Origin of the sequence: Pyruvatibacter mobilis, assembly GCF_012848855.1 — a bacterium.
In the GTDB taxonomy this organism is placed as follows: Bacteria; Pseudomonadota; Alphaproteobacteria; order CGMCC-115125; family CGMCC-115125; genus Pyruvatibacter; species Pyruvatibacter mobilis.
Genome location: NZ_CP051630.1, coordinates 1,937,521 through 1,957,621 on the forward strand (window position 1 = coordinate 1,937,521; position 20,101 = coordinate 1,957,621).

The 20,101-nt window shown below is 66.7% G+C and carries 20 protein-coding genes; 12 read left to right on the forward strand and 8 right to left on the reverse strand.

Going from position 1 to position 20,101, the window contains the following annotated elements:
* Position 1: 1 nt before the first annotated feature.
* The 4 genes from HG718_RS15650 to HG718_RS09045 all read right to left on the reverse strand — a co-directional run bounded on the left by HG718_RS15650 (position 2) and on the right by HG718_RS09045 (position 3,785).
* On the reverse strand, positions 2 to 1,246 hold the full coding sequence (locus HG718_RS15650) for a sensor histidine kinase (protein WP_160587368.1): 1,245 nt from the start codon (positions 1,244 to 1,246) through the stop codon (positions 2 to 4).
* Between the two features lie 107 nt (positions 1,247 to 1,353).
* A complete protein-coding gene (locus HG718_RS09035; RefSeq protein WP_160587367.1) occupies positions 1,354 to 2,673 on the reverse strand; it encodes a DNA-packaging protein in 1,320 nt (439 codons plus the stop codon).
* Complete coding sequence (locus tag HG718_RS09040; RefSeq protein ID WP_160587366.1) at positions 2,573 to 3,109, reverse strand: hypothetical protein; 537 nt, start codon at positions 3,107 to 3,109, stop codon at positions 2,573 to 2,575. Before HG718_RS09040 ends, HG718_RS09035 begins: the two co-directional genes overlap by 101 nt.
* A 172-nt stretch (positions 3,110 to 3,281) precedes the next feature.
* Positions 3,282 to 3,785, reverse strand: coding sequence for a YcgN family cysteine cluster protein (locus HG718_RS09045; RefSeq protein ID WP_160587365.1), 504 nt, complete (start codon positions 3,783 to 3,785; stop codon positions 3,282 to 3,284).
* Positions 3,786 to 3,994: 209 nt separating this feature from the next.
* On the opposite strand from HG718_RS09045, the gene HG718_RS09050 reads away from it, so the two are divergent.
* From HG718_RS09050 to HG718_RS09095, 10 genes are all read left to right on the forward strand, one after another.
* Positions 3,995 to 6,292: a transglycosylase domain-containing protein gene (locus HG718_RS09050; RefSeq protein WP_160587364.1), complete on the forward strand. Its 2,298-nt coding sequence runs from the start codon at positions 3,995 to 3,997 to the stop codon at positions 6,290 to 6,292.
* 130 nt (positions 6,293 to 6,422) lie between these two features.
* Entirely contained in the window at positions 6,423 to 7,064 is a 642-nt protein-coding gene (locus HG718_RS09055) for a DUF1214 domain-containing protein (protein WP_160587363.1), read from the forward strand.
* Positions 7,061 to 7,591, forward strand: a complete 531-nt coding sequence (locus HG718_RS09060) for a DUF1254 domain-containing protein (RefSeq protein ID WP_027840459.1) — start codon at positions 7,061 to 7,063, stop codon at positions 7,589 to 7,591. Before HG718_RS09055 ends, HG718_RS09060 begins: the two co-directional genes overlap by 4 nt.
* 122 nt (positions 7,592 to 7,713) lie before the next feature.
* The gene (locus HG718_RS09065) at positions 7,714 to 8,766 is read left to right on the forward strand and encodes an ABC transporter substrate-binding protein (protein ID WP_170080197.1); all 1,053 of its coding nucleotides are present in this window, start codon (positions 7,714 to 7,716) and stop codon (positions 8,764 to 8,766) included.
* Entirely contained in the window at positions 8,763 to 9,524 is a 762-nt protein-coding gene (locus HG718_RS09070) for an ABC transporter ATP-binding protein (protein ID WP_160587362.1), read from the forward strand. Before HG718_RS09065 ends, HG718_RS09070 begins: the two co-directional genes overlap by 4 nt.
* The gene (locus tag HG718_RS09075) at positions 9,521 to 10,348 is read left to right on the forward strand and encodes an ABC transporter permease (RefSeq protein ID WP_160587361.1); all 828 of its coding nucleotides are present in this window, start codon (positions 9,521 to 9,523) and stop codon (positions 10,346 to 10,348) included. The genes HG718_RS09070 and HG718_RS09075 overlap by 4 nt, the downstream gene beginning before the upstream one ends.
* A gap of 154 nt (positions 10,349 to 10,502) precedes the next feature.
* Positions 10,503 to 10,820, forward strand: coding sequence for a DUF2849 domain-containing protein (locus HG718_RS09080; RefSeq protein WP_160587360.1), 318 nt, complete (start codon positions 10,503 to 10,505; stop codon positions 10,818 to 10,820).
* Positions 10,821 to 10,918: 98 nt separating this feature from the next.
* Positions 10,919 to 12,577 carry a nitrite/sulfite reductase gene (locus HG718_RS09085; RefSeq protein WP_160587359.1) on the forward strand — a complete coding sequence of 553 codons (1,659 nt, stop codon included), beginning with the start codon at positions 10,919 to 10,921 and terminating at the stop codon, positions 12,575 to 12,577.
* A complete protein-coding gene (locus tag HG718_RS09090) occupies positions 12,564 to 13,058 on the forward strand; it encodes a DUF934 domain-containing protein (RefSeq protein WP_027840463.1) in 495 nt (164 codons plus the stop codon). Before HG718_RS09085 ends, HG718_RS09090 begins: the two co-directional genes overlap by 14 nt.
* Positions 13,059 to 13,218: 160 nt before the next feature.
* Positions 13,219 to 13,722 carry a paraquat-inducible protein A gene (locus tag HG718_RS09095; RefSeq protein WP_160587358.1) on the forward strand — a complete coding sequence of 168 codons (504 nt, stop codon included), beginning with the start codon at positions 13,219 to 13,221 and terminating at the stop codon, positions 13,720 to 13,722.
* A 63-nt stretch (positions 13,723 to 13,785) separates the two neighbouring features.
* Here the strand turns inward: HG718_RS09095 and HG718_RS09100 are convergent, their stop codons facing one another.
* Both HG718_RS09100 and HG718_RS09105 read right to left on the reverse strand, forming a co-directional pair.
* Positions 13,786 to 14,157 (reverse strand): phasin family protein, encoded by a 372-nt coding sequence (locus HG718_RS09100; protein ID WP_027840464.1) that lies wholly within the window; start codon positions 14,155 to 14,157, stop codon positions 13,786 to 13,788.
* A gap of 297 nt (positions 14,158 to 14,454) precedes the next feature.
* Positions 14,455 to 15,717: a D-amino acid dehydrogenase gene (locus HG718_RS09105; RefSeq protein ID WP_160587357.1), complete on the reverse strand. Its 1,263-nt coding sequence runs from the start codon at positions 15,715 to 15,717 to the stop codon at positions 14,455 to 14,457.
* 163 nt (positions 15,718 to 15,880) lie between these two features.
* Here HG718_RS09105 and HG718_RS09110 point away from each other — a divergent pair, with 163 nt between their 5' ends.
* Entirely contained in the window at positions 15,881 to 17,224 is a 1,344-nt protein-coding gene (locus tag HG718_RS09110) for an aminotransferase family protein (protein ID WP_160587356.1), read from the forward strand.
* Between the two features lie 30 nt (positions 17,225 to 17,254).
* Here the strand turns inward: HG718_RS09110 and HG718_RS09115 are convergent, their stop codons facing one another.
* Together HG718_RS09115 and chrA are read right to left on the reverse strand one after the other, a co-directional pair.
* Entirely contained in the window at positions 17,255 to 17,452 is a 198-nt protein-coding gene (locus tag HG718_RS09115; protein WP_027840467.1) for a hypothetical protein, read from the reverse strand.
* A gap of 95 nt (positions 17,453 to 17,547) precedes the next feature.
* Complete coding sequence (gene chrA / locus HG718_RS09120) at positions 17,548 to 18,738, reverse strand: chromate efflux transporter (RefSeq protein ID WP_160587355.1); 1,191 nt, start codon at positions 18,736 to 18,738, stop codon at positions 17,548 to 17,550.
* Between the two features lie 216 nt (positions 18,739 to 18,954).
* Between chrA and HG718_RS09125 the strand changes: the two genes are divergently transcribed.
* A complete protein-coding gene (locus HG718_RS09125; RefSeq protein ID WP_160587354.1) occupies positions 18,955 to 20,085 on the forward strand; it encodes a DUF2336 domain-containing protein in 1,131 nt (376 codons plus the stop codon).
* Positions 20,086 to 20,101 lie beyond the last annotated feature (16 nt).

The following is a 20,101-nucleotide window of genomic DNA, read 5'->3' on the forward strand; positions in this document are numbered from 1 at the left end:
GCTAGCGCGGCAGGTCAATGCCGAAGCGCGCGCCGCTGGTTTCGCGGTTTTCAACCCAGGCCGTCCCGCCATGGGCTTCGGCGATGGCCTTGACCAGGGACAGGCCGAGGCCAGTGGCGACTTCACCGCCGGTGGGGGCTGCGGAGAGCGTCTGGAAGCGGCCGAAAACACGGGCCATGTCGTCGTCGGTAAGGCCGGGGCCTTCATCCTCGACGGTGAAGCGCAGGCGCGCGTCACCCGGCGAGGCGGCCACGCGGATGGCGCTGCCGGGCGGGGCGTACTTGACTGCGTTGGAGACAAGATTATCCAGCGCTTCGATGAGAAGATCCTCATCGGCGGACAGGGTGAGACCGTCAGGCACGGCGACGGTGATGGCCATCTGCTTGCCGGCGGCATGATCCTGATTGAAGCCTATGGCGCGGGAGAGGACATCAGCCACACCCACCTCGGCGCGGTGCAGCGGCAGGGTTTCGGTCTCCTTGCGGGCCCGGTCCATCATGCCTGCGATGAGGGTGGACATGCGGTCCACGGCTTCGAGTGATTTTTCAGCGGCCTTGCGGATGTGATCGTCAGTGGCCGGAGCATCGGCTGCGAGTGCGGCGAGGATCGCGTCGCTGCGCAGGGAGATGGTTTGCAGGGCGCCGCGCATGTCGTGGGCGGCGAGCGCCAGAAGCTGGCTCTTGGTGGCGTTGGCGGCGCGGGCGGCGGCGGCGCGCCTGTCCAGCCGCTGATTGGTGCGGCGCAGGGACTGGATGAGCTGCTCCCGCTCCCGCTCCAGCCGCATGCGCTCGATTTCCGCCTGGGCGCGGACGCCATAGATGCGCAGGATGCGCTCCACCTGATCGGGAGACTCGATGGGGGTTTCGGACAGCACGGCCAGATGGCCCTTCACTTCTCCGTCGGCGGACCACAGGGGCACCCCCGCATAGCCTTCATAGCCCTGCTCGACCGGAAACAGGCGGGCGACGTCGCAGGGGATGACGACGGTGCGGCCTTCATAGACGCGCTGGCAGGGGGTGCCCGCCAGATCATATTCAAAACCCTGGGCGGTCTGGTTTTCGCGGACGACGAAGCGGGCATGGGCACGCTCGGGCGGCGCGCCCACCGCTTCGGTCAGGAAGGCGACGGTGACGTCCATCGCGGATTGCAGGGAGCGCACCAGGGCAAAGAGAAACTCCTCCCCCACATGGGCGGCCACGCCTTCGGCGATGGCGAGCAGGACAGGCTCGTCAGCCGGGTTTGCCATGGCGTGTTGATCCTCCGCCGGGGTTGCGGTCAGGTCTGGTGCGGGCAAACACATAATTCCGTTCGGGTTATTCTTCAATCGCCTGTGCGGCATGACGCACAGGGAGCCTATAGGGGCCGCAACCGGGGGTTGCCCTGGCGGGCATCGAGCATGAGATCCGTCAGTGCCCAGACAAGCGCATCCAGCCTGTCCGGCGAGCCGGATTGTGCGGGCGCCGAGGGGTCGAACTCGCAGAGCTGATCCTCCAGTCGGCGGTGGGTGCCGAGGTGATGCACCCGCGCCTGTTCGTAAAGCGCGGCGACGGGTTCGGCCCGCACGGCCTTGCCGCGGGTGGCGCGCACGAGGCGGACCGGCAGGGCCGGGTCCACCTGGCGCAGCACGGCCGCAACCATCTCGCCGCCCTGATTGGCCTCGGCCACGACACGGTCGGCCTCGTGGCTGTGATAGGCATCGGCCACCCGCCGGGCCCAGCGGGCGGGGCTGAGGCCGCCCATGGACCGGTCAGCCAGGACATAGCCGTGGCCGTCCTCCCCTGCCCCGGCGACGACAATGCCGCATTCATCCGCAGACGGAGAAGACGAGGCCGGCGGGTCCACCGCGACGACGATCCGCTGCAGCGGCGGCACTGCCGTGACGCGCGCACCATCGAGCATGGCGCGCTGCCAGAGGGCGCGGGGGTTATCCTCCAATATCTCCGCTTCGAGTTCCTGCCGCCCCAGGCGGGTGCCGTGATAGCGGCGCATGACGGCGCTCAGGAAACCCGGTGCCAGATTGGCCGCGTTGGCGCTGGTACCGGCGCGGCTGATACGAGTCATGTCGTCGGTCATCAGGCGCTTCAGGGCCGGGAGCGGACGCGGTGTGGTGGTGACAACCTGGCGGGGCCGGTCTCCCAGCCGCAGGCCGAATTGCAGCATGTCCCATGTCTCCTGCACATGGCGCCATTTGGCGAACTCATCCGCCCAGGCGGCGTGGACCTGATGGCCGCGCAGGGCATCTGGGTCCTCCGACGAAAAGGCGAAGGCGCGGGCGCCGGAGGGCCATTCAAGCAGGCGCTTGGAGGCGACCCAGCGGGGGCGCGCGGCGGGCGGCGCGATGGCGATGAGGCCGGAGGGGCCTTCGATCATCACGTCGCGCACATCGGCTAGGGTTTCGCCGACAAGGGCGATGCGGACGGGCTTACGGGCACAGGCGCGGATCCATTCGGCCCCGGCGCGCGTCTTGCCGGCACCGCGGCCACCGAGCAGCAGCCATGTGGTCCAACAGTCGGTGCCGGGCGGCGGCAACTGATCGTCGCGCGCCCAGACGGACCAGGTGTAATAGAGCGCTTCAGCTTCCCGCACCGTCAGGCTGCGGAGGAAGGCTGCCCTGTGATCGGGCGGCAGTGAGGCGAGCCACCCGCTCAGCGATCGCAGCGACGATACGGTCATGGTCGGCGGCGGTGTCCCTGTCCGGTGGGGTTGCCTGGCTGATGCGCTCGGACAGGGCCATCAGCTTGTCGAGCACCTGGGCGAGCGTGACGAGGAGCTTTGCTTCCCGCTCGCGCTCGGCGTCAGTGCGGCCAGGGTCCTTCGCGCAGTGTTCGAGATCGTCGATATTGGTCTGCAGGGCGCCGATGAGGCGGCTGAGCATAGCCAGTGACGGGTCCGGTGTCGGATCCGGTGGCAGCAGAGTCTCTCCGGCCGGTGCGTCCGTCTCCGGCGCGCGGCAGATGACCGGGAGACGGGGGCGGCGCTGTGGCCACTTCTCGGTCCTGACCCGGTGATAGAGCTGGGTCTGGGTTATGCCGAACAGCGCCATGATCTCGACGACCGTGAGCGCGCTGTCCCTGTAGGCCTGCTCGACGCCGGGCCAGTCTGGGGTCATGGAAGCCGTTTATGTGAGGTGGGTGTCGGGCCCGGTGGGGTCTGCTGGTGGCGGGGTGCCGTCAGACCCAATTCTCGAGCATGGGTGAACCATACCGGAGGAGCGGTGCGGTCGTCAATGAGAAAATTACATATTTCGTAATTTTTTCTGCTAAGCCGTGGTTGGGGGCTGCTCAGTCGTCGAGATCTTCCCAGATGGCCAGGAAGTCTTCGAGTTCGTCTTCGGCGATGCCTTCCTCGCTGACGACCTTGCCGCGAACGGACATGCCGACCGCGTGGATGCTTTCCGGATCGCCGGATATGAGCGGATGCCAGCTGGCGAGGCCACGGCCCTCGGCGAGGCGGCGATAGGCGCAGGAGGTGGGCATCCACTTGATGGCGGCGACATTGCCGGGGGTGAGCTTGATACAGGTCGGGACGCGTTTTGTACGGTTTGCGTAATCCGTGCAGGCACAGGCCTGCTGGTCGAGCAGGTGGCAGACGATGTTCGTGGTCTCGATCTCGCCGGTGTCCTCGTCCTCAAGCTTGATGAGGCAGCAGCGGGCGCAGCCGTCACACAGGCTTTCCCATTCTTCCGCCGTCATGGCGGACAGGGGCTTGCGCTCCCAGAAGGGGCTCGTGTCTTGACCGGATTGCGGCGGCTGGCCGGGCCGGGACCCGGGCGGGACGGCGCCCATGATGTACCTCGATCTGGGGGGCACCCTGACCGCGGTCTTACCGCGATCCGGGGATTTACCTCGATTTTGGGATGGTCTTTGCGTTCGGGCCGGGAAACCCTAGTTTCGCGCGGCCTTAAACGGCATCATCCGACGGCGACATCTCGCACAGGGTGGGGGTGGCCGCAAGACATGCGGCGGCCGGATCGGGGGCATCCGGATTGGGGATCATGATTGGGGATCATGGGCAGGTCGTGACGCAGAACGGGGATCAGAGGATCGAAGGCGCGCCGGTTCCGGACGCTGTGGCCTCGCGTGCGCAGGCGGCCCGCAGGGTAACACCGACGGCAGACGACCGGATCGGCGCGGGAAGCGCGGGCGGCATGAGCTGGTTCAGCCGGTGGCGGCTCGAAACCGGGCGGCTGGGCGGCGGGTTCCGGTTGATGCTGGTGTCGTCTCTGGTGACGCTGCTGGCGGTGTTCCTGCTGCCGCTGGCGCTGGGACTGCCGGACAAGGTGGACCCGCGCAGCATCACCAGCATCGCCAATGGCAATGTGAATGTGACGTTCCTTGATGCCGGGGGCGCGGTGCTGGCGCACCGGGGCTACCGGCAGGAAGAGAATGTGCCGCTGCACGAGATGCCGCCCTATCTGGTGCATGCGGTGCTGGCGATGGAGGACAAGCGCTTCTACCGCCACTGGGGGGTGGACATTCTGGGCGTGCTGCGCGCGGCGCGGGCCAATTTCGTGGCCAACCGGATTGTCGAGGGCGGCAGCACGATCACCCAGCAGCTGGCGCGCAACCTTTATCTCGATGCGTCGCGGGAGTTCGGGCGCAAGGCGCAGGAGGCGGCGCTGGCCTTCTGGCTGGAGCAGCAGCTGAGCAAGGACGAGATCCTCGAGCTTTATCTCAACCGCATCTATCTGGGCGCCGGCGCCTATGGGGTGGAAGCGGCGTCGCAGGTCTATTTCCGCAAGAGCGTGCGCGAGCTGACCCTGAGCGAGGCGGCGCTGATCGCCGGGCTGCCCAAGGCTCCGGCGCAGCTGTCGCCGGCGCGCGATCTGCAGCTGGCTCATGAGCGCGCGGCGCTGGTGCTGGACCGGCTGGAGACGACCGGGCTGCTGCCGGCCGCCGAGATCGAGGCGGCACGGCAGGCCCCGGCGCTGGTGGACCTTGAAGAGCGCGGCGACGACCTCAAGGCGGCCTATTTCCTTGACTGGGTCACTCAGCGGCTGGGGCTGTGGATCGACGGGCCGCCGCGGGAGCTGGTGGTGGAGACGACCATCGACACGCGGCTGCAGGAGATGGCCGAGCTGGCGCTGAACCAGGTGCTGGATGATCTGCCGCGCGGGGTGGCAATCGACCAGGGGGCGATGGTGGTGCTGGACCACCAGGGTGCGGTGAAGGCGATGGTGGGCGGGCGCGACTATCTGGCGAGCCAGTTCAACCGCGCGACCCAGGCGGTGCGCCAGCCGGGCTCGGCGTTCAAGCCGATCGTCTACATGGCGGCGCTGGAGAACGGCTACACGCCCTATAGCGGGGTGGTGGACCGGCCGGTGCGCATCCGCGGGTGGAAGCCGCAGAACGCCAACAAGCGCTATGCGGGGTGGATGCAGCTGCGCAACGCGGTGGCGTGGTCGGTCAACACGGTGGCGGCGCGGGTGGGCAACAAGGTGGGGCTCGACAAGGTGGCCGAATATGCCCGCCGCTCGGGCATCACCACGGAGCTGCCGGAACATCCGTCGATGACGCTGGGGGCGGTGGGCACGCAGCTGCACGAGCTGACGGGGGCCTATGTACCGATCGCCAATGGCGGCTACGCGGCGCCGGCGTTCGGCATCAGGCGCATCCTCAATGTGGACGGGGACGTGCTTTATGAGCGGGCGCGGCGGATCATCGGGGTGATGCCGCAGCCCTATCGCGAGACATCATCGGGCCGGGAGATCACACCGAAGACGGCGGACCCGGTGCCCCTGTTCGAGAAGGTGACGGCGACGCGGACGGCGCGGACGATGACCGGCATGCTGACGCGGGTGATCTCCATGGGCACCGGCAAGAAGGCCGGGCTCGGCAGCCGCCAGGCGGCGGGCAAGACGGGCACGACCAATGACAACAGGGACGCGCTGTTTGTCGGCTATACGGCTGACCTCGTGGCCGGGGTGTGGGTCGGCAATGACGACAATTCGGAGATGGGCCGGGTCTATGGCGGCACGGTGCCGGCAACGATCTGGGCGACTTTCATGACCGAGGCCCATGAGGGATTGAAGAAGCGGCCGATCTACCGGCGTTACTGGGTGATGCCGCATCCCTCGCAACTGGCCGAAGACGAGGCGGAGGAAGAGACCGAAGAAGAGCAGGTGCCGGCGCTGACCCTGTCGAGCCGGGACAAGGCGCTGAAGCGCACGCTGATGGATCTGTCATCGGCGCTGCGCGCCGCCCCGCGGCTGGAGGCGCGGGCGGAAGAGCCTGCCTCGAGCGGACGGGTGCGGCGGATGGACCGCAGCGTGTTCCGCAGCCGCGACGACTGAGCCAGGCCGGCCGGTCCACGCCCGCACCAGCCTCGCCCGTTAACCGTCGAAACGAAGGAGACTGGCCCCGAAAGGCGCAGCAGGGCATAAGATGCGGCTGTTCCGGGTATGCGGGGTGCGGTCGGGGGCCATGTCGGGATTTCCCAAGCTTTTGAAGATTGCAGGCGTCGTGGTGTTCGCGCTGGTGGCGGGCATCGGCTCGGCCTGGTGGTCGATCCTTGGCGCCATGTCGGCGACCGGCATCCAGAACGGTGCGTGGTACACCTCGACGGCCATCGGCTCACAGGCATCCGACCCCTATATGCGGGCGCAGATCGCGCTGACGGGCCTGCTGGCGCTGACCAAGGCCGAGGCCATCTACTTCACCGCGACGGAAGATGATGACGGCAACGCGCTGTCGGGCAACTGCACCTATGAGGTGACGGGCCGCAGCTTCGCCGCGCGGTGGTGGAGCCTGACGGCTTATGGCGACGACCATTACCTGATCGACAATCCGGCGGACCGCTATTCCTACAATGTGGCATCGCTGGGCCTGCGCTTTGCGCCGCTGGCCAAATGGCAGCTGACCGTTTCCGCCGAGCCGCGGGAGATGAACTGGCTGCCGGTGGACACCGATTCTTTCTTTTCGCTGACCTTACGGCTCTACAATCCATCGCCCGACATCGTGGCCGACCCCGGCGCGGTACGGCTGCCGTCGATCCGCAAGGTCGCGTGCACGCCTGAGGCTGAGGGCACGGCTGACTGGACAACTGAACCGGAGGCCGCGTCATGAGGACCTGGCCGCTGTGGATCGCCGCCGCCTTCGTGGCGGCAATCATCGTCCATATCCTGACGGTGCTGCTGCTGCCGCCGGCCATCATGTCGATGGCGATGATACGGATGGCGGATGCGGGGGCGGATGCGGGCGTTGTGCATGCGCCGCCGCCGGACGCGCGGGCGCGGACGGTGGTGCGGCCGAGCCCGGACCTTGCCTATTCCATCTGCCTGTTCGACCTCACCAAGGGACCGCTGCTGGTGAAGGCCACGGTGCCGGACACCTATTGGTCGGTGTCTGCCTTTGCGCACAACACGGACAATTTCTTCGTGGTCAATGACCAGCAATTGCCGGGCGATACGCTTGAGCTGCTGATCAAGCGCGAGGAAGACGAGATTTCGGGCTTTGACGGCGTGCCCGTCTCCTTCGCGCCGACCGACAAGGGCGTGGTGCTGATGCGGATGCTGGTGACCGACCGCGACAGCTATTTGAAGAACGACACGGTGCGCCGCTCGGCAAGCTGCGAGACCATTCCCCAGGGGTGACACCCTCCCCTCTCTTTTCTTTCATCCGTCACAACATGACCCAGCCCGGTCCGCTTTTGCTGGCAGGGGGGCTGCAACATGCTATTTTTTGCCGCGAATGAAGACAGTGGGAGGGGCTGTGCATGGGCCGCCTTGGAATTGTGGTCGCGGGGCTGGCGGCGCTGGTGCTGCTGGCGGTGGGCATGTGGAATGCCGGGCCGGTGCCGGACGCCCAGAGCGACGAAGACAATCTGCAGCGCATCACCTTCGCCACCGACTGGAAGGCGCAGGCCGAGCATGGCGGCTTCTACCAGGCGCTGGCCAAGGGCTATTACGCCAAGCGCGGGCTGGAGGTGCAGATCCTGCCCGGCGGCCCGGGGGTGAACGTGCCGCAGCTTATTGCCGGCGGGGCGGTGGATTTCGGCATGGGGTCCAACAGCTTCATTCCGCTGCGCATCGTGGAAGCGGAGCTGCCGGTAAAGGCGGTGATGGCGGTGTTCCAGAAGGACCCGCAGGTGCTGATCACCCATCCGCGGGATGACGTGACATCGCTGGAAGACCTGAAGGGCAAGCCGATCATGATTTCGGATGCCACCATCAGCGCATTCTGGCCGTGGCTGCGGGCAAAATATGGGTATACGGACGATCAGATCCGCAAATACACTTACAACCTCGCCCCGTTCCTGGTGGACGAGACGGCGGTGCAGCAGGGCTATGTGACGAGCGAGCCCTATGCCATCGCCAAGCAGCTTGGCACCGAGCCGCAGGTGTTCCTGCTGGCGGATAACGGCTATCCCGGCTACGCGACCATGGTGCTGGCGCCCAACTCGTGGATCGAGGAAAGCCCGGACATCGTGCAGGCCTTCGTCGATGGCACCATCGAGGGCTGGTATGACTATCTGCACGGTGACCCCGCCCCGGCGGACGCGCTCATCCTGCAGGACAATCCGGAGATCAGCCAGGACGTGCTGACGCAGGCGCGCGACAAGATGATTGCCTTTGGCCTTGCCACGAGCGGTGACGCACGGCGGCTGGGAATTGGCGCGATGACCGAGCAGCGCTGGGGCATGTTCTATGACACGATGGCGGAGGCTGGTGTCTATACGGACGATCTTGATTGGCGGGCGGCGTTTACCACCGATTTCGTCAATCACGGGCCGGTGGTGCCGGAGGGCGCGGGGCTGAAGCCGCGATGACGCACCCCCTGCTGTCGCTGGAGCACGTCAGCCGCCGGTTTGACGGCGGGCGGCACGGGCTGGGTGCCCTGTCGCTGGACATCGCGCGCGGCAGCTTCGTGTCCATCGTCGGCCCGTCGGGCTGCGGCAAGAGCACGCTGCTGCGGCTGGTGGCGGGGCTGGATGCGCCGGAGGCCGGGCGGCTGAGCTGGCCCCTTGGGCGGCCCGGCAAGATCGGCTTTGTGTTTCAGGATGCGACCCTGATGCCGTGGGCGACCGTGTTCGACAATGTGTGGCTGCCGCACCGGCTGAACGGCGTCTCCCGCGAGGATGCCCGCGCACGGGTGGAGGACGCGCTTGAGCGCGTGGGGCTTGCTGACCGGCGGGATGCCTATCCGCGCCAATTGTCCGGCGGCATGCGGATGCGCGTGTCGATCGCCCGCGCCCTGTCGCTGAAGCCCGACGTGCTGCTGATGGACGAACCGTTCGCTGCGCTGGATGAGATCACGCGGGAGCGGCTGAACGAGGAGCTTAATGATCTGTGGGCGGAGCATGGGTGGACCGTGCTTTATGTGACCCACAGCGTCTATGAGGCGGTGTTCCTGTCCACGCGGGTGCTGGTGCTGCCGGGGCGGCCGGGGCCGCTGCTGGCGGACATGGAGGTGCCGGGGCCCGAAGACCGGGGCGATGCATGGCGGGCGGACGGACGGTTCGCGGCGCTGTCGGCCTCGATCACGGCGCATCTGCGCACAGCTTCCGGGGACGGAGGGGCATCATGAGCCGCAGCAACGGCACAGGGCCGGACGGCTGGGCGGCCCGCTGGGGGCTGCCGCTGCTGTTCGGTCTCGTCTTCCTGGGGGCCTGGGAATGGCTGGTGGCGGTGACGGAGACCCCCGCTTACGTGCTGCCGGGGCCGCTGGCGATCGGGACCGCGCTGGTTCAGGGCTTCGGGCCGCTGATGGCGTCACTGTGGGTGACCCTGCGCATCACCCTCATTGCCTTTGTGCTGGCGCTGGTGCTGGGCACGGGGTTTGCGGTGCTGTTCAGCGAAAGCCGGCTTGCCGAGCGGGCGCTCTATCCTTATGCGGTCGCCTTGCAGGTGACGCCCATCGTGGCGATTGCGCCGCTGATCCTGATCTGGGTCGGGCTCGACAATGCGGAAGCAGCCGTGACGATCCTTGCGGTCATTGCTGCGTTCTTTCCGGTGCTGGCCAATATGACGGCGGGGCTGAAGACGGCTGACCGCAATCTCATCGACCTGTTCCGCCTCTATGGCGCCAGCCGCTGGCAGATCGTGACCGGGGTGCGGCTGCCCAGCGCCCTGCCCTATCTGCTGTCGGCCATGAAAGTGTCGGCGGGACTGGCTCTGATCGGCACGGTGGTGGCGGAATTTGTCGCAGGGTCGGGCACGTCGACGGGGCTGGCGTGGCGGATCATCGAGGCCGGCAACCGGCTGGAGATTGCCCGGATGTTCGCCGCGCTGGTGCTGCTCTCCGGGCTCGGAATTGCCCTTTTCTGGGCGCTTTCGGCGCTGGAGCACCTGTTGCTGCGCCACTGGCATGACAGCCGCGACGGGGCATCGGAGAGCGGTCAGACCAGCTAATTCCACACGGTTTTTGTGTTATCCATATATTTTCACACCGGGATTGACGGATAATTGCTTGTTCCCCATGTTCCCGGTAGATGTTGCGCGGCGACACCCGGTGCGACGGGCGCGCGTATTCCCGCAGAGCGAGTTTGGAGCGGTTTGGACAGGCATGGCCCAGCACATCAACAAAAAGGCGCGGTTTCACTCGGTGACGGCGAACCGTCTGCTGGACGGTGAACCGGTGTACCTGACCGCCGCCAATGTATGGTCGGACGTGATCACGGACGCTGCCATTGCCGACGGCAAGGAAGAAGGCGCCAAGCTGCTGGAGCAGGCCCAGGCCGGTGTCGTGGACCAAATCGTGGTCAACCCGTACCTCTTCGACGTGGATGGCGAAGACGGCGAAGCCAAGCCGCTGAGCGTGCGCGAACAGATCCGCGCCGCCGGGCCGACCGTCCGCCTCGATTTGGGCAAGCAGGCCTCCTGACCGTCCGGACACGCCCTCCGGCAGGAGGACGTCCGGGCCAAGAGAATTCGGCCGGCCGGTGATGTCCCGGGCCATGGCCAGACCAACAGAGACGCAAGATGTATCGCTACGACGAATTCGACCACAGCATTGTTCAGGACCGGGTGAAGGAATTCACCGGTCAGGTTAAGCGGCGCCTTGCGGGCGAGCTGACGGAAGACGAGTTCAAGCCGCTGCGGCTGATGAACGGGCTTTACCTGCAGCTGCACGCCTACATGCTGCGCATCGCCATTCCCTATGGCACGCTGGCGAGCCGCCAGATGCGGATGCTGGCGCATGTGGCGCGCACCTACGACAAGGGCTACGGCCACTTCACGACGCGGCAGAACATCCAGTTCAACTGGCCGAAGCTGAAGGATGTGCCGGCGATCCTGGAAGACCTTGCGACCGTCGAGATGCATGCGATCCAGACGTCGGGCAACTGCATCCGCAACGTCACGTCCGACCAGTATGCGGGCGTGGCGGCGGGCGAGATCGACGACCCGCGCATCTGGGCGGAGATCCTGCGCCAGTGGTCGACCTTCCACCCGGAATACACCTTCCTGCCGCGCAAGTTCAAAATCGCCATCACCGGCCATTCGAGCGACCGCGCGGCGATCCGCGTGCATGATGTGGGCATCATCATCGTGGAAGGCGAGAACGGCGAGCCGGCCTTCGACATCTATGCCGGTGGCGGGCTTGGCCGCACGCCGATGGTGGGTCACCTGGTGGGTGAAAAGATCCCGGCCCGCGACCTGCTGCACTTCATGGATGCGATCATGCGCGTCTACAACATGCATGGGCGGCGCGACAATCTCTACAAGGCGCGCATCAAGATCCTGGTGCATGCTCTGGGTGCGGAGGAATTCGCGCGCCAAGTGAAGGACGAATTCGCGAAAGGCGGCGCGGGCGAAGATTTGAAGCTGCCGGACGGCGAGATCGAACGCATCCGCGCCTATTTCGCCCCGCCGGCCTATGAAAGCCTGCCGGATGCCGTTGAAGTGTTCGACAAGGCGCTGGCGGACGACAAGGCCTTTGCCCAGTGGGCGCGGACGAACCTCGCGGACCACAAGGTGCCGGGCTATGCCATCGTCAACATCTCGCTGAAGCCCATTGGCGGCATTGCGGGGGACGCTACGGCGGACCAGATGGACGCTGTGGCCGACATCGCGGAGACCTTCAGCCTCGGCGAGATCCGCGTGACCCATGAGCAGAATCTCGTGCTGCCCGACGTCAAGAAGCGCGACCTCTATGAGGTGTGGAAGCGGCTTGATGCGGCGGGGCTGGCAACGCCGAATATCGGCCTGATCTCCGACATGATCGTGTGCCCGGGGCTTGATTACTGCGACCTCGCCAATGCGCGGTCAATCTCCATCGGCCAGGCGATCTCGGAGCGGTTTGCCGATCTCGACCGCGAATACGATATCGGTGAGCTGAAGATCAAGATTTCGGGCTGCATCAATGCCTGCGGCCATCACCATGTGGGCCATATCGGTATTCTCGGCGTCGACAAGAAGGGCGTGGAGAACTACCAGGTGACCCTCGGCGGCTCGGCCAACGAGAACGCCGCTGTCGGCGACATCGTGGGCCCGGCCTTCACCGAGGACCGCATCGTGGATGCGGTCGAGACCATCGTTGAAACCTATGTGGCCAACCGGAAAGAGGGCGAGAGCTTCCTTGCCTGCTATCGCCGGATCGGCATCGACCCGTTCAAGGAGACCCTTTATGCCGCTGCTTAAGAACGGGAAGGAAGTGACCGAGGACAAGTGGGTGCGCGTGGAAGATGACGCGGACCTGCCGGAGGACTGCCACGCGCTGGTGAGCATGGGCCGCTGGCTGAAGGACCGTGAGACGCTGCTGACGCGCAACAAGCCGATCGGCGTGGCGCTGGAAAGCAGCGACAATCCGGACGAGATCATGGACGATCTTGACCGGTTCAGCCTGATCGCGGTGGACTTTCCGCAGTTCAAGGACGGGCGCGGGTTTTCCTATGGGCGGCTGATCCGTCATCGCGGCGGCTATCAGGGTGAGCTGCGGGCGACCGGCGGGGTCTTGGTGGACCAGCTGCATTACCTTGCCCGCTGCGGCTATGACGCGGTGGATGGTGATGCGCGCATTACCGAAAGTGCGTGGGCGGAGGCCAACAGCCGCTTCCGCGAGGTTTATCAGCCGACCGGCGACGGGCGGAAGACGGTGATGCAGAAGCGGCACGCGGGCTAGGCGGGCCTGCGCCCCGCGCCGCGCCTCTTGCGGAGTTTCATCTCCCATTCAAGACGACAGCGCGCGACCGCGCTAGGATGCGGTCATGTGCGCGTCGCCCCTCCCCTCACCTGTTTCCGATGACACGCCACGCGCGGCGATTTCTGCCGGCGAGCAGGCTGTGCCACGTGCAGCCGGCAGGCAGGCTGCATCACGCCTGCGGGTGCATGCGGCGGCGGCGCTGCTGTGGGCGGCGCTGGGACTGATCCTCGGCGGGGTGACGCTGCCGGCCCTTTCGGTGAGCTCGTTCTGGGTGTTCGAGCGCAGCTATTCCATTCTCGGCGGCATTGTCAGCATGGCGGAGAGCGGCCAGACGGCGCTGGCGGTGTTCGTGTTCACCGTGTCGGTGCTGTTTCCGGTCGGCAAGATTGTGCTGGGGCTTGCGGCCGTCAGGCAGATGCGGGCACCGGGCGCGCGGCTGCACCGGACCCTGCCCCGGACCCTGTGGTGGCTGGCGGCGCTGTCGCGTTGGTCGATGGCGGATGTGCTCGTGCTGGCGCTCCTGGTCATCCTGCTCAACGGCCAGCTTCTGACCACGGCGGACGTGCATTCCGGCATCGCCCTGTTCGCGCTCGGCGTCATTGCCTCGGCGCTGGGGCTTGGGCTCATCGAGCGCGCCAAATAGCAAACGCCCGGCTGCGCGGGAGGGGCGGCCGGGCGTTGCTGTCTTCGGGTCGGTTGCCGCAGGTTACGCGGCGCGGCCCAGAGCTTCGTTCACATTGGTCTCGACGCGGGTGCGCACGTCCTGCACACGCTTCACCAGCGGCTCGCTGGCTTCCTTGACGGCCTTGGAGGCAATGCCGGAGACCTTCTCGGCGCCCTGACGGGTGCGCTTGAGGGCGGTTTCGGCATATTTGCGCTGAATGTCGAGCGCGGCCTGCAGGTCCTTGGCGTCAACCGTCGCGCGGACGGCCTTGAAGCCGTCAACCACATTGGCCTCGACCGTGTCGATCACGGTGTGGGCGGCGGTGCGGATCGGGCTCTTCGGCGCGGCCTTCTTGGCAGACGGGCGGCGACGGGTGGTGGTCTTCTTGGTGGTGGTCTTCTTGGCAGCAGCCATATCGGTCACTCCTGTGCGCGGCGGCTTGGGATGGGGGCGCCGCGGGGTCTTCCCATGATGAGGAACTGGAACAACCCCAGATACGCGGGGGACAAACTCTGTCGTCGGGGTGGCCTCCGGGCGCCACGGACGCGGAACGCGCGGTGCCGGGCGGCGGGGGCCGTTTTCCCCTTGTGCGACGCAACATATATATACGCAGCGCAACATTGACAAGCGATAATTTGTGCAGCGCACAAAAATCTGCTCAAACGGCAGAAACCCGGGGAAAACCCGTGTTTCGGCGGCGGGGAAAACCGGTCAGCGGAAGCGGGCGAGACTCACCAGGCCCATATCCAGCGGCGGCGTTTCGCCGCTCACGAGATCGGCCACCAGCCGGGCGCTGCCGCAGGCCATGGTCCAGCCATAGGTGCCGTGGCCGGTATTGAGGGTGAGGTTGGCCCAGGGCGGGGCTGCACCGATGATGGCGCCGCCATCGGGTGTCATCGGGCGCAGGCCGGTCCACACCCTGGCGTCCGGCAGGCGTGCAAGGCCGGGAAACAGGTCATCGAGGGCCTGGCGCACGGCGCGGGCGCGGGCCGGGTCGATGGTCAGGTCGTTGCCTGCCAGCTCCGCCATGCCGGCGACGCGCAGCTGCGTCCCGAAGCGGCTGACCACCACCCGGCGTTCCTCATCGGTGAGGCTGACCGCCGGGGCGATGTTGCTGCCGTCGAGATCGACCGTCACCGAATAGCCCTTTACCGGATAGACCGGCAGGCGGATGCCCAGCGGCCGGAGCAGGGCGCGGCTGCCGACACCGAGGCAGACCACCACATGGTCACATGCGACGGGTCCGGACGATGTGCGGATGCCGGTGACGGCCTTGCCTGCTGTCTCAAGCGCCTCCACCGCCGTGCCGTAGCGGAAGGTGACGCCTGCCTCTTCAGCGGCTGCCGCCACCTGCTCGGTGAACAGATGCGCGTCGCCGCTTTCATCATCAAGGAAGTGGATGCCGCCGCGCACTTCGCCGGCTGTAACAGCGGGCTCGAGCGCCGGTTCGATCGCGGCGCATTCCGCCGCATCGACAAAGCGCACCTGGGCGCCCTTGGCCGTGAGCTTGGCAGCCTTGTCCCTGAGGTCGGCCAGGTCCGCGTCGGACTTGGCAATCTTCAGGATGCCTTTTGTCTGCTGGTGATAGTCAAGCCCGAGGCGGGCCCTGAGCAGGCGCAGCTCGGTGATGCTGAGTCGGCCCAGGGTCAGGTTGCGCGTCACACCCGCATCATAGGCTTCGGCCGTGCAACGGCGCAGGAAGGCCATGAGCCAGGACCATTGCGCCGGATCAAGCCGCGGCTTCCAGCGCAAAGGCGCATCCGCCCGGCCCAGCCATTTGAGCCCCTGCCAGGGCACACCCGGCGCTGCCCAGGGCGCGCTGCCGGAGGCAGACACCTGGCCTCCATTGGCGAAACTGGTTTCAAGGGCCGGGCCCTCGGCCCTGTCGATGACGGTTACCTCATGGCCCCGCTCGGCAAGGTAATAGGCCGTGGTGACGCCCACCACACCGGCACCGAGAACGACTATTTTCATGGCCTGACTGTCCGTCTACCCTTCCTGGCATTCATGCGAACGCCGAACGGCGTCCCATACCCGGGTGATATGGCGGTTTGCAGCCCGCGACAAGCAGCGCTGGCGCAGACAGGCCATGCATCACCCATCCTTGATGATATCTGCCTGCCCGGAGCCCCGTGCCATGTCCCCTGCCCCGCATCCAAAATCAGACGTTTGGCCGTTCATTCCCTCACCGCGCATCATCGACGTGGTGAAGGCGGAAGGTGTGTGGCTGGAGATGGCCAACGGAACACGCATTCTTGACGCGGCGGGCGGTGCCATCGCCGCCAGCATTGGCCATGGGCGCAAGGAGGTGGCCGCGGCCATGGCCGAAGCGGTGGGTGATACGGGCTATATCGTGCCCACCTTCCTCACCCCGCAGCGCGAGCGGCTGGTGGCACGGCTCAAGGCGTCATGGCTGCCGGATCATCTCACCCGCGTGCATCTGTCGAGCGGCGGGTCGGAGGCAGCGGATGCCGCCATCCGTCTTGCGCGCATGTATCAGATAGCGATCGGGCAGGACACGCGCTGGAAGATCATCGGCCGCGTGCCCTCCTATCATGGTGCCACGGCGCTGACCCTGGCCGCCGGCGGCCACACCGCGCGGCAGAAGGGCTTTGAGCCCTACGCCCCGCACTTCCCCAAGGTGCCCGCGCCCTATGCCCTGCGCAGCCCGCTTGGGCGCAATCATCCGGATGAGGACATTCGCTGCGCGAAAGCCCTTGAAGACACGATCCTGTCCGAGGGACCGGAAACGGTGGCGGCGTTTCTGGCAGAGAGCATCACCGGCTCCTCCGGCGGGGCGCAGGAGCCGGGCCCGCGCTACTGGCCGGAAGTGCAGCGCATCTGCCAGCAATATGGGGTCTTGCTGATCATCGATGAAGTGATGACGGGCTTCGGGCGCACCGGCGCGCGGTTCGGGATCGAGCATTTCGATGTGCGGCCGGACATCATGTATGCGGGCAAGGGACTGACGGCGGGCTATGCACCGCTCGCAGGCATCTATGCCAGCGACGAGGTGCTGGCACCGCTGGCTGAACGCGGCGACAGCCTGATGTTCTATACCTATGGCGGCCATCCGGGGGCCTGCGCGGCTGCCGACAAGGCGCTGGAGATCATGGAGCGGGAAGACCTGGTGGCCCGCGCCGCCACCCAGGGCCGCAAGCTGGAAGCGCTGCTGCGGGACCGGCTGGGCCAGCACCCGCATGTGGCGGAGATACGCGGGCGCGGTCTTCTCTGGGGGATCGAGCTTGTCGCTGACCGGGAGACGCTGGCGCTCTATCCGGCCGAGGCGGGCATCACCAATGCGGTGGTTGGTCAGGGGCTGGCGCGCGGCGCGTTCTTCTATCCCGGCGGCACGGGCGACATCCGCGACATCATCTGCCTCGGCCCGGCTTTCACCATTTCGGATGACGAGCTGGAAATGCTGGTGGAGCGGCTGGCGGGCGCGATCGACGCTGCCACGCAGAAGGCAGCGGCGGCCTGATCCCCTCCCCGCCTTAACAGCCCGGCAGGGTCAGGACTTGGCGATCTCGGCCACGGTCTTGCGGCGCTTCTTGCGCGGCGCGCGCAGCGGCAGCACATCGGCTTCATGGCCCTTTGGAAAATCACGCATGGGGCGCTCCGGCGGCGCGAAGGCAATCACCTTCTCGGCGATGGCACCGGGCTCGGGTGCTGCGTCAGTCGTGCCGGGTTCGGCTGGCTTGGTGGCCATGGTCCTGCTCCTCACTCCTGGTTCATGACCAAAAGCGTGAGCCTGACATGGTGAACCAACCGTTAACGGCGGGCCGTGCTTGTGGATAAATCGCCTCAGACGAATGCCGCGAAGGCGAGGCCGAAGCCCGCGCCGATGGGCACCACCACCCATGCCGGCCAGCGCAGCACCTGCAGCGCCAGGAAGGCCATGAGCGCAATCGCGATGTCGGTCCAGTCATGGATGGCGGTCGTCGCAACGGGCGTGTAGAGCGCGGCCGCCAGAATGCCGACCACCGCCGCATTGACCCCGGTAAGCGCTGCCCGCGCTGTGTGGTTGGCACGCAGCCCGGCCCAGAAAGGCAGTGCTGCGGCCAGCAGCAACGCGCCGGGCAGGAACACCATGACAAGGGCCAGCGCCGCATAGAGGCTTGCCGCCGCCACGCCCTGATCAAGACCGGCTGCCCCGCCGAGGAAGGCCGCGAAGGTGAAAAGCGGCCCCGGCATCGCCTGCGCCAGCCCGTAGCCCGCGGTGAATTCCGTTGCCCCCACAAGGCCCGGTGCCACGGTTTCGGCCTGCAACAGGGGCAGCACCACATGGCCGCCGCCGAACACCAGCGCGCCGGAGCGGTAGAAGCCATCAGCGATGGCCATGCCGAGGGAGGTATCCTTCGCCGCCAGCAGCGGCAGGCCGACCAGCAGGAGGGCAAACACCACTAGGAACAAGGTGGCGAGCCGCCGCGGGAACGGTGCATGCAGGCCTGAGCCGCGATCGCTGGTGGGCGCAAGGCCGCGCAGGAAAGCAAGTCCGGCGATGATGCCCAGCACGATGGCCGCAAGCTGGCCGGTGACCCCGCCCACAACCAGCGTCAGTGCCAGCGCTGCACCGGCAAGAGCAAGACGCGGCAGGTCCGGCGTCAGGCTGCGGCCCATGCCCAGAAGCGCATGGGCGACGACGCCCACCACCACCGCCTTGAGGCCCGCCAGCAATCCCGCCGGAATGGCCTCTCCCAGCTCGAGCAGGGAGAACGCCGCCCCGGCCATCAGGAGGGCGGACGGCAGGGTGAAGCCCAGCCACGCGGCCAGCGCCCCGGCGGGCCCGGCCCTCAACAGGCCGAGACCCAGCCCAACCTGGCTGGAGGCGGGTCCGGGCAGGAACTGGCACAGGGCCACGAGATCCGCATAGCCCTCATCGCTGATCCAGCGGCGGCGGGTGACGAACTCGTCCCGGAAATAGCCGATATGGGCCACCGGACCGCCGAAGGCGGTGAGACCCAGCCGCAGGAACACGAAAAACACCTCAGCCATGCGGGCTCTCCCGGGGTCACGATTTATGGAGGGAAGGCTGCGAAAGGTACGGAAAATTTACCCTGCCTTCGCAAATCTCCTCTTCAATGAAGGCTCGCAATCTAGTCGCCCCCATGCCCCCGGGCTAGGGCACGAATGCCGCAGTTCACAGCGGATCAGACTGCCTGAGACGACCGCCCGATCACCCTGCCGTTCACCCGGAGAATGTCCGTCCCCATGCCCTCTGTCCTGGTCCAGCTTGCTGCGCTGCCGACCCTTCTGCGGGACAGGTCCGCCGAGGGGCGCAGGGCGCTGCTCGACTGCATCACGGCGCTCTATCTCTCCGACGCTGACAGCTGTTCGGAGACGGTGCGCGAGGGCTTCGGCATGCTGCTGAAGGATCTCGGGGCGGTAGCCGACGAGGATGGCCGTGCCGCCCTGGCGTCCACCCTGTTGGACGTTGAGACGCCGCCGATGGTGCTGGTGGACGCGCTTCTCAACGACACGGCCTTTGTGGCGGCGCCCCTGCTGGTGCACAGCCCGCAACTGACGGAAAACGATCTCATCGACCTGATCGACCGGCACGGGGCGGGCCACGCGGCGGTGATCGCCCAGCGGCAGGGCCTGTCGGCCACGCTGGTGAGGCACATCGTTGCCCTCGAGGATCCGCATTCCCTCACCTGCCTGGCCGAAAACGCGGATGCGCCTCTGCAACGGGCGGATTTCGAGATATTGCTCAAGGCAGCGTCTGCCCTGCCCGCCCTGCAACTGGCCCTCATCACCCGGCCGGACCTGCCGGCGGATGTGGCAGTCCAGCTTGGCTGGCACGTGGCACCGCAGCTTGGCGGCAAGGCTTTCGAGCGGGCCATGGCAATCCAGCCGGACGCCCTGCAGCTTGCCTTGCAGACAGCGGCTGCGCGCGGCATCGCCACGGGCGACGCGCAGCCCCATCCGCCACACGCGCTGGCCTTTGCCGTCGACAAGCAGACGCGCAATGAACTGAAGGAACCTCTGGTGGTGCGCCTGCTGCGCGACGGCCAGCTTGATGCCTTCCATGCCTGTTTTGACAGGCTGACGGGCATCGACCGGGCGACATCGGAAGCATTGCTGGATGAACCCGGCGGCTATGGGTTGATGACGGCCTGCCGGGCGGCCGGGTTTGCGCGCTCCACCTGTTCGACCCTCGTCAGGCTTGGCGAGATGGGCAGCCGTCGCGGTACGGAGGAAGTCTTCCGCCTGATGTCATGTTTCGAGACCCTGGACCCTGCGACGGCAGACCGGCTGGTGGGCTATTGGCGGGCGCTGTTCGCCAGTGAGCCGCTGGAAGATGACCACAGCACCGAAGCACCGCACCGCGCCGCCATGTAGGCGCGCGCTCTACGCA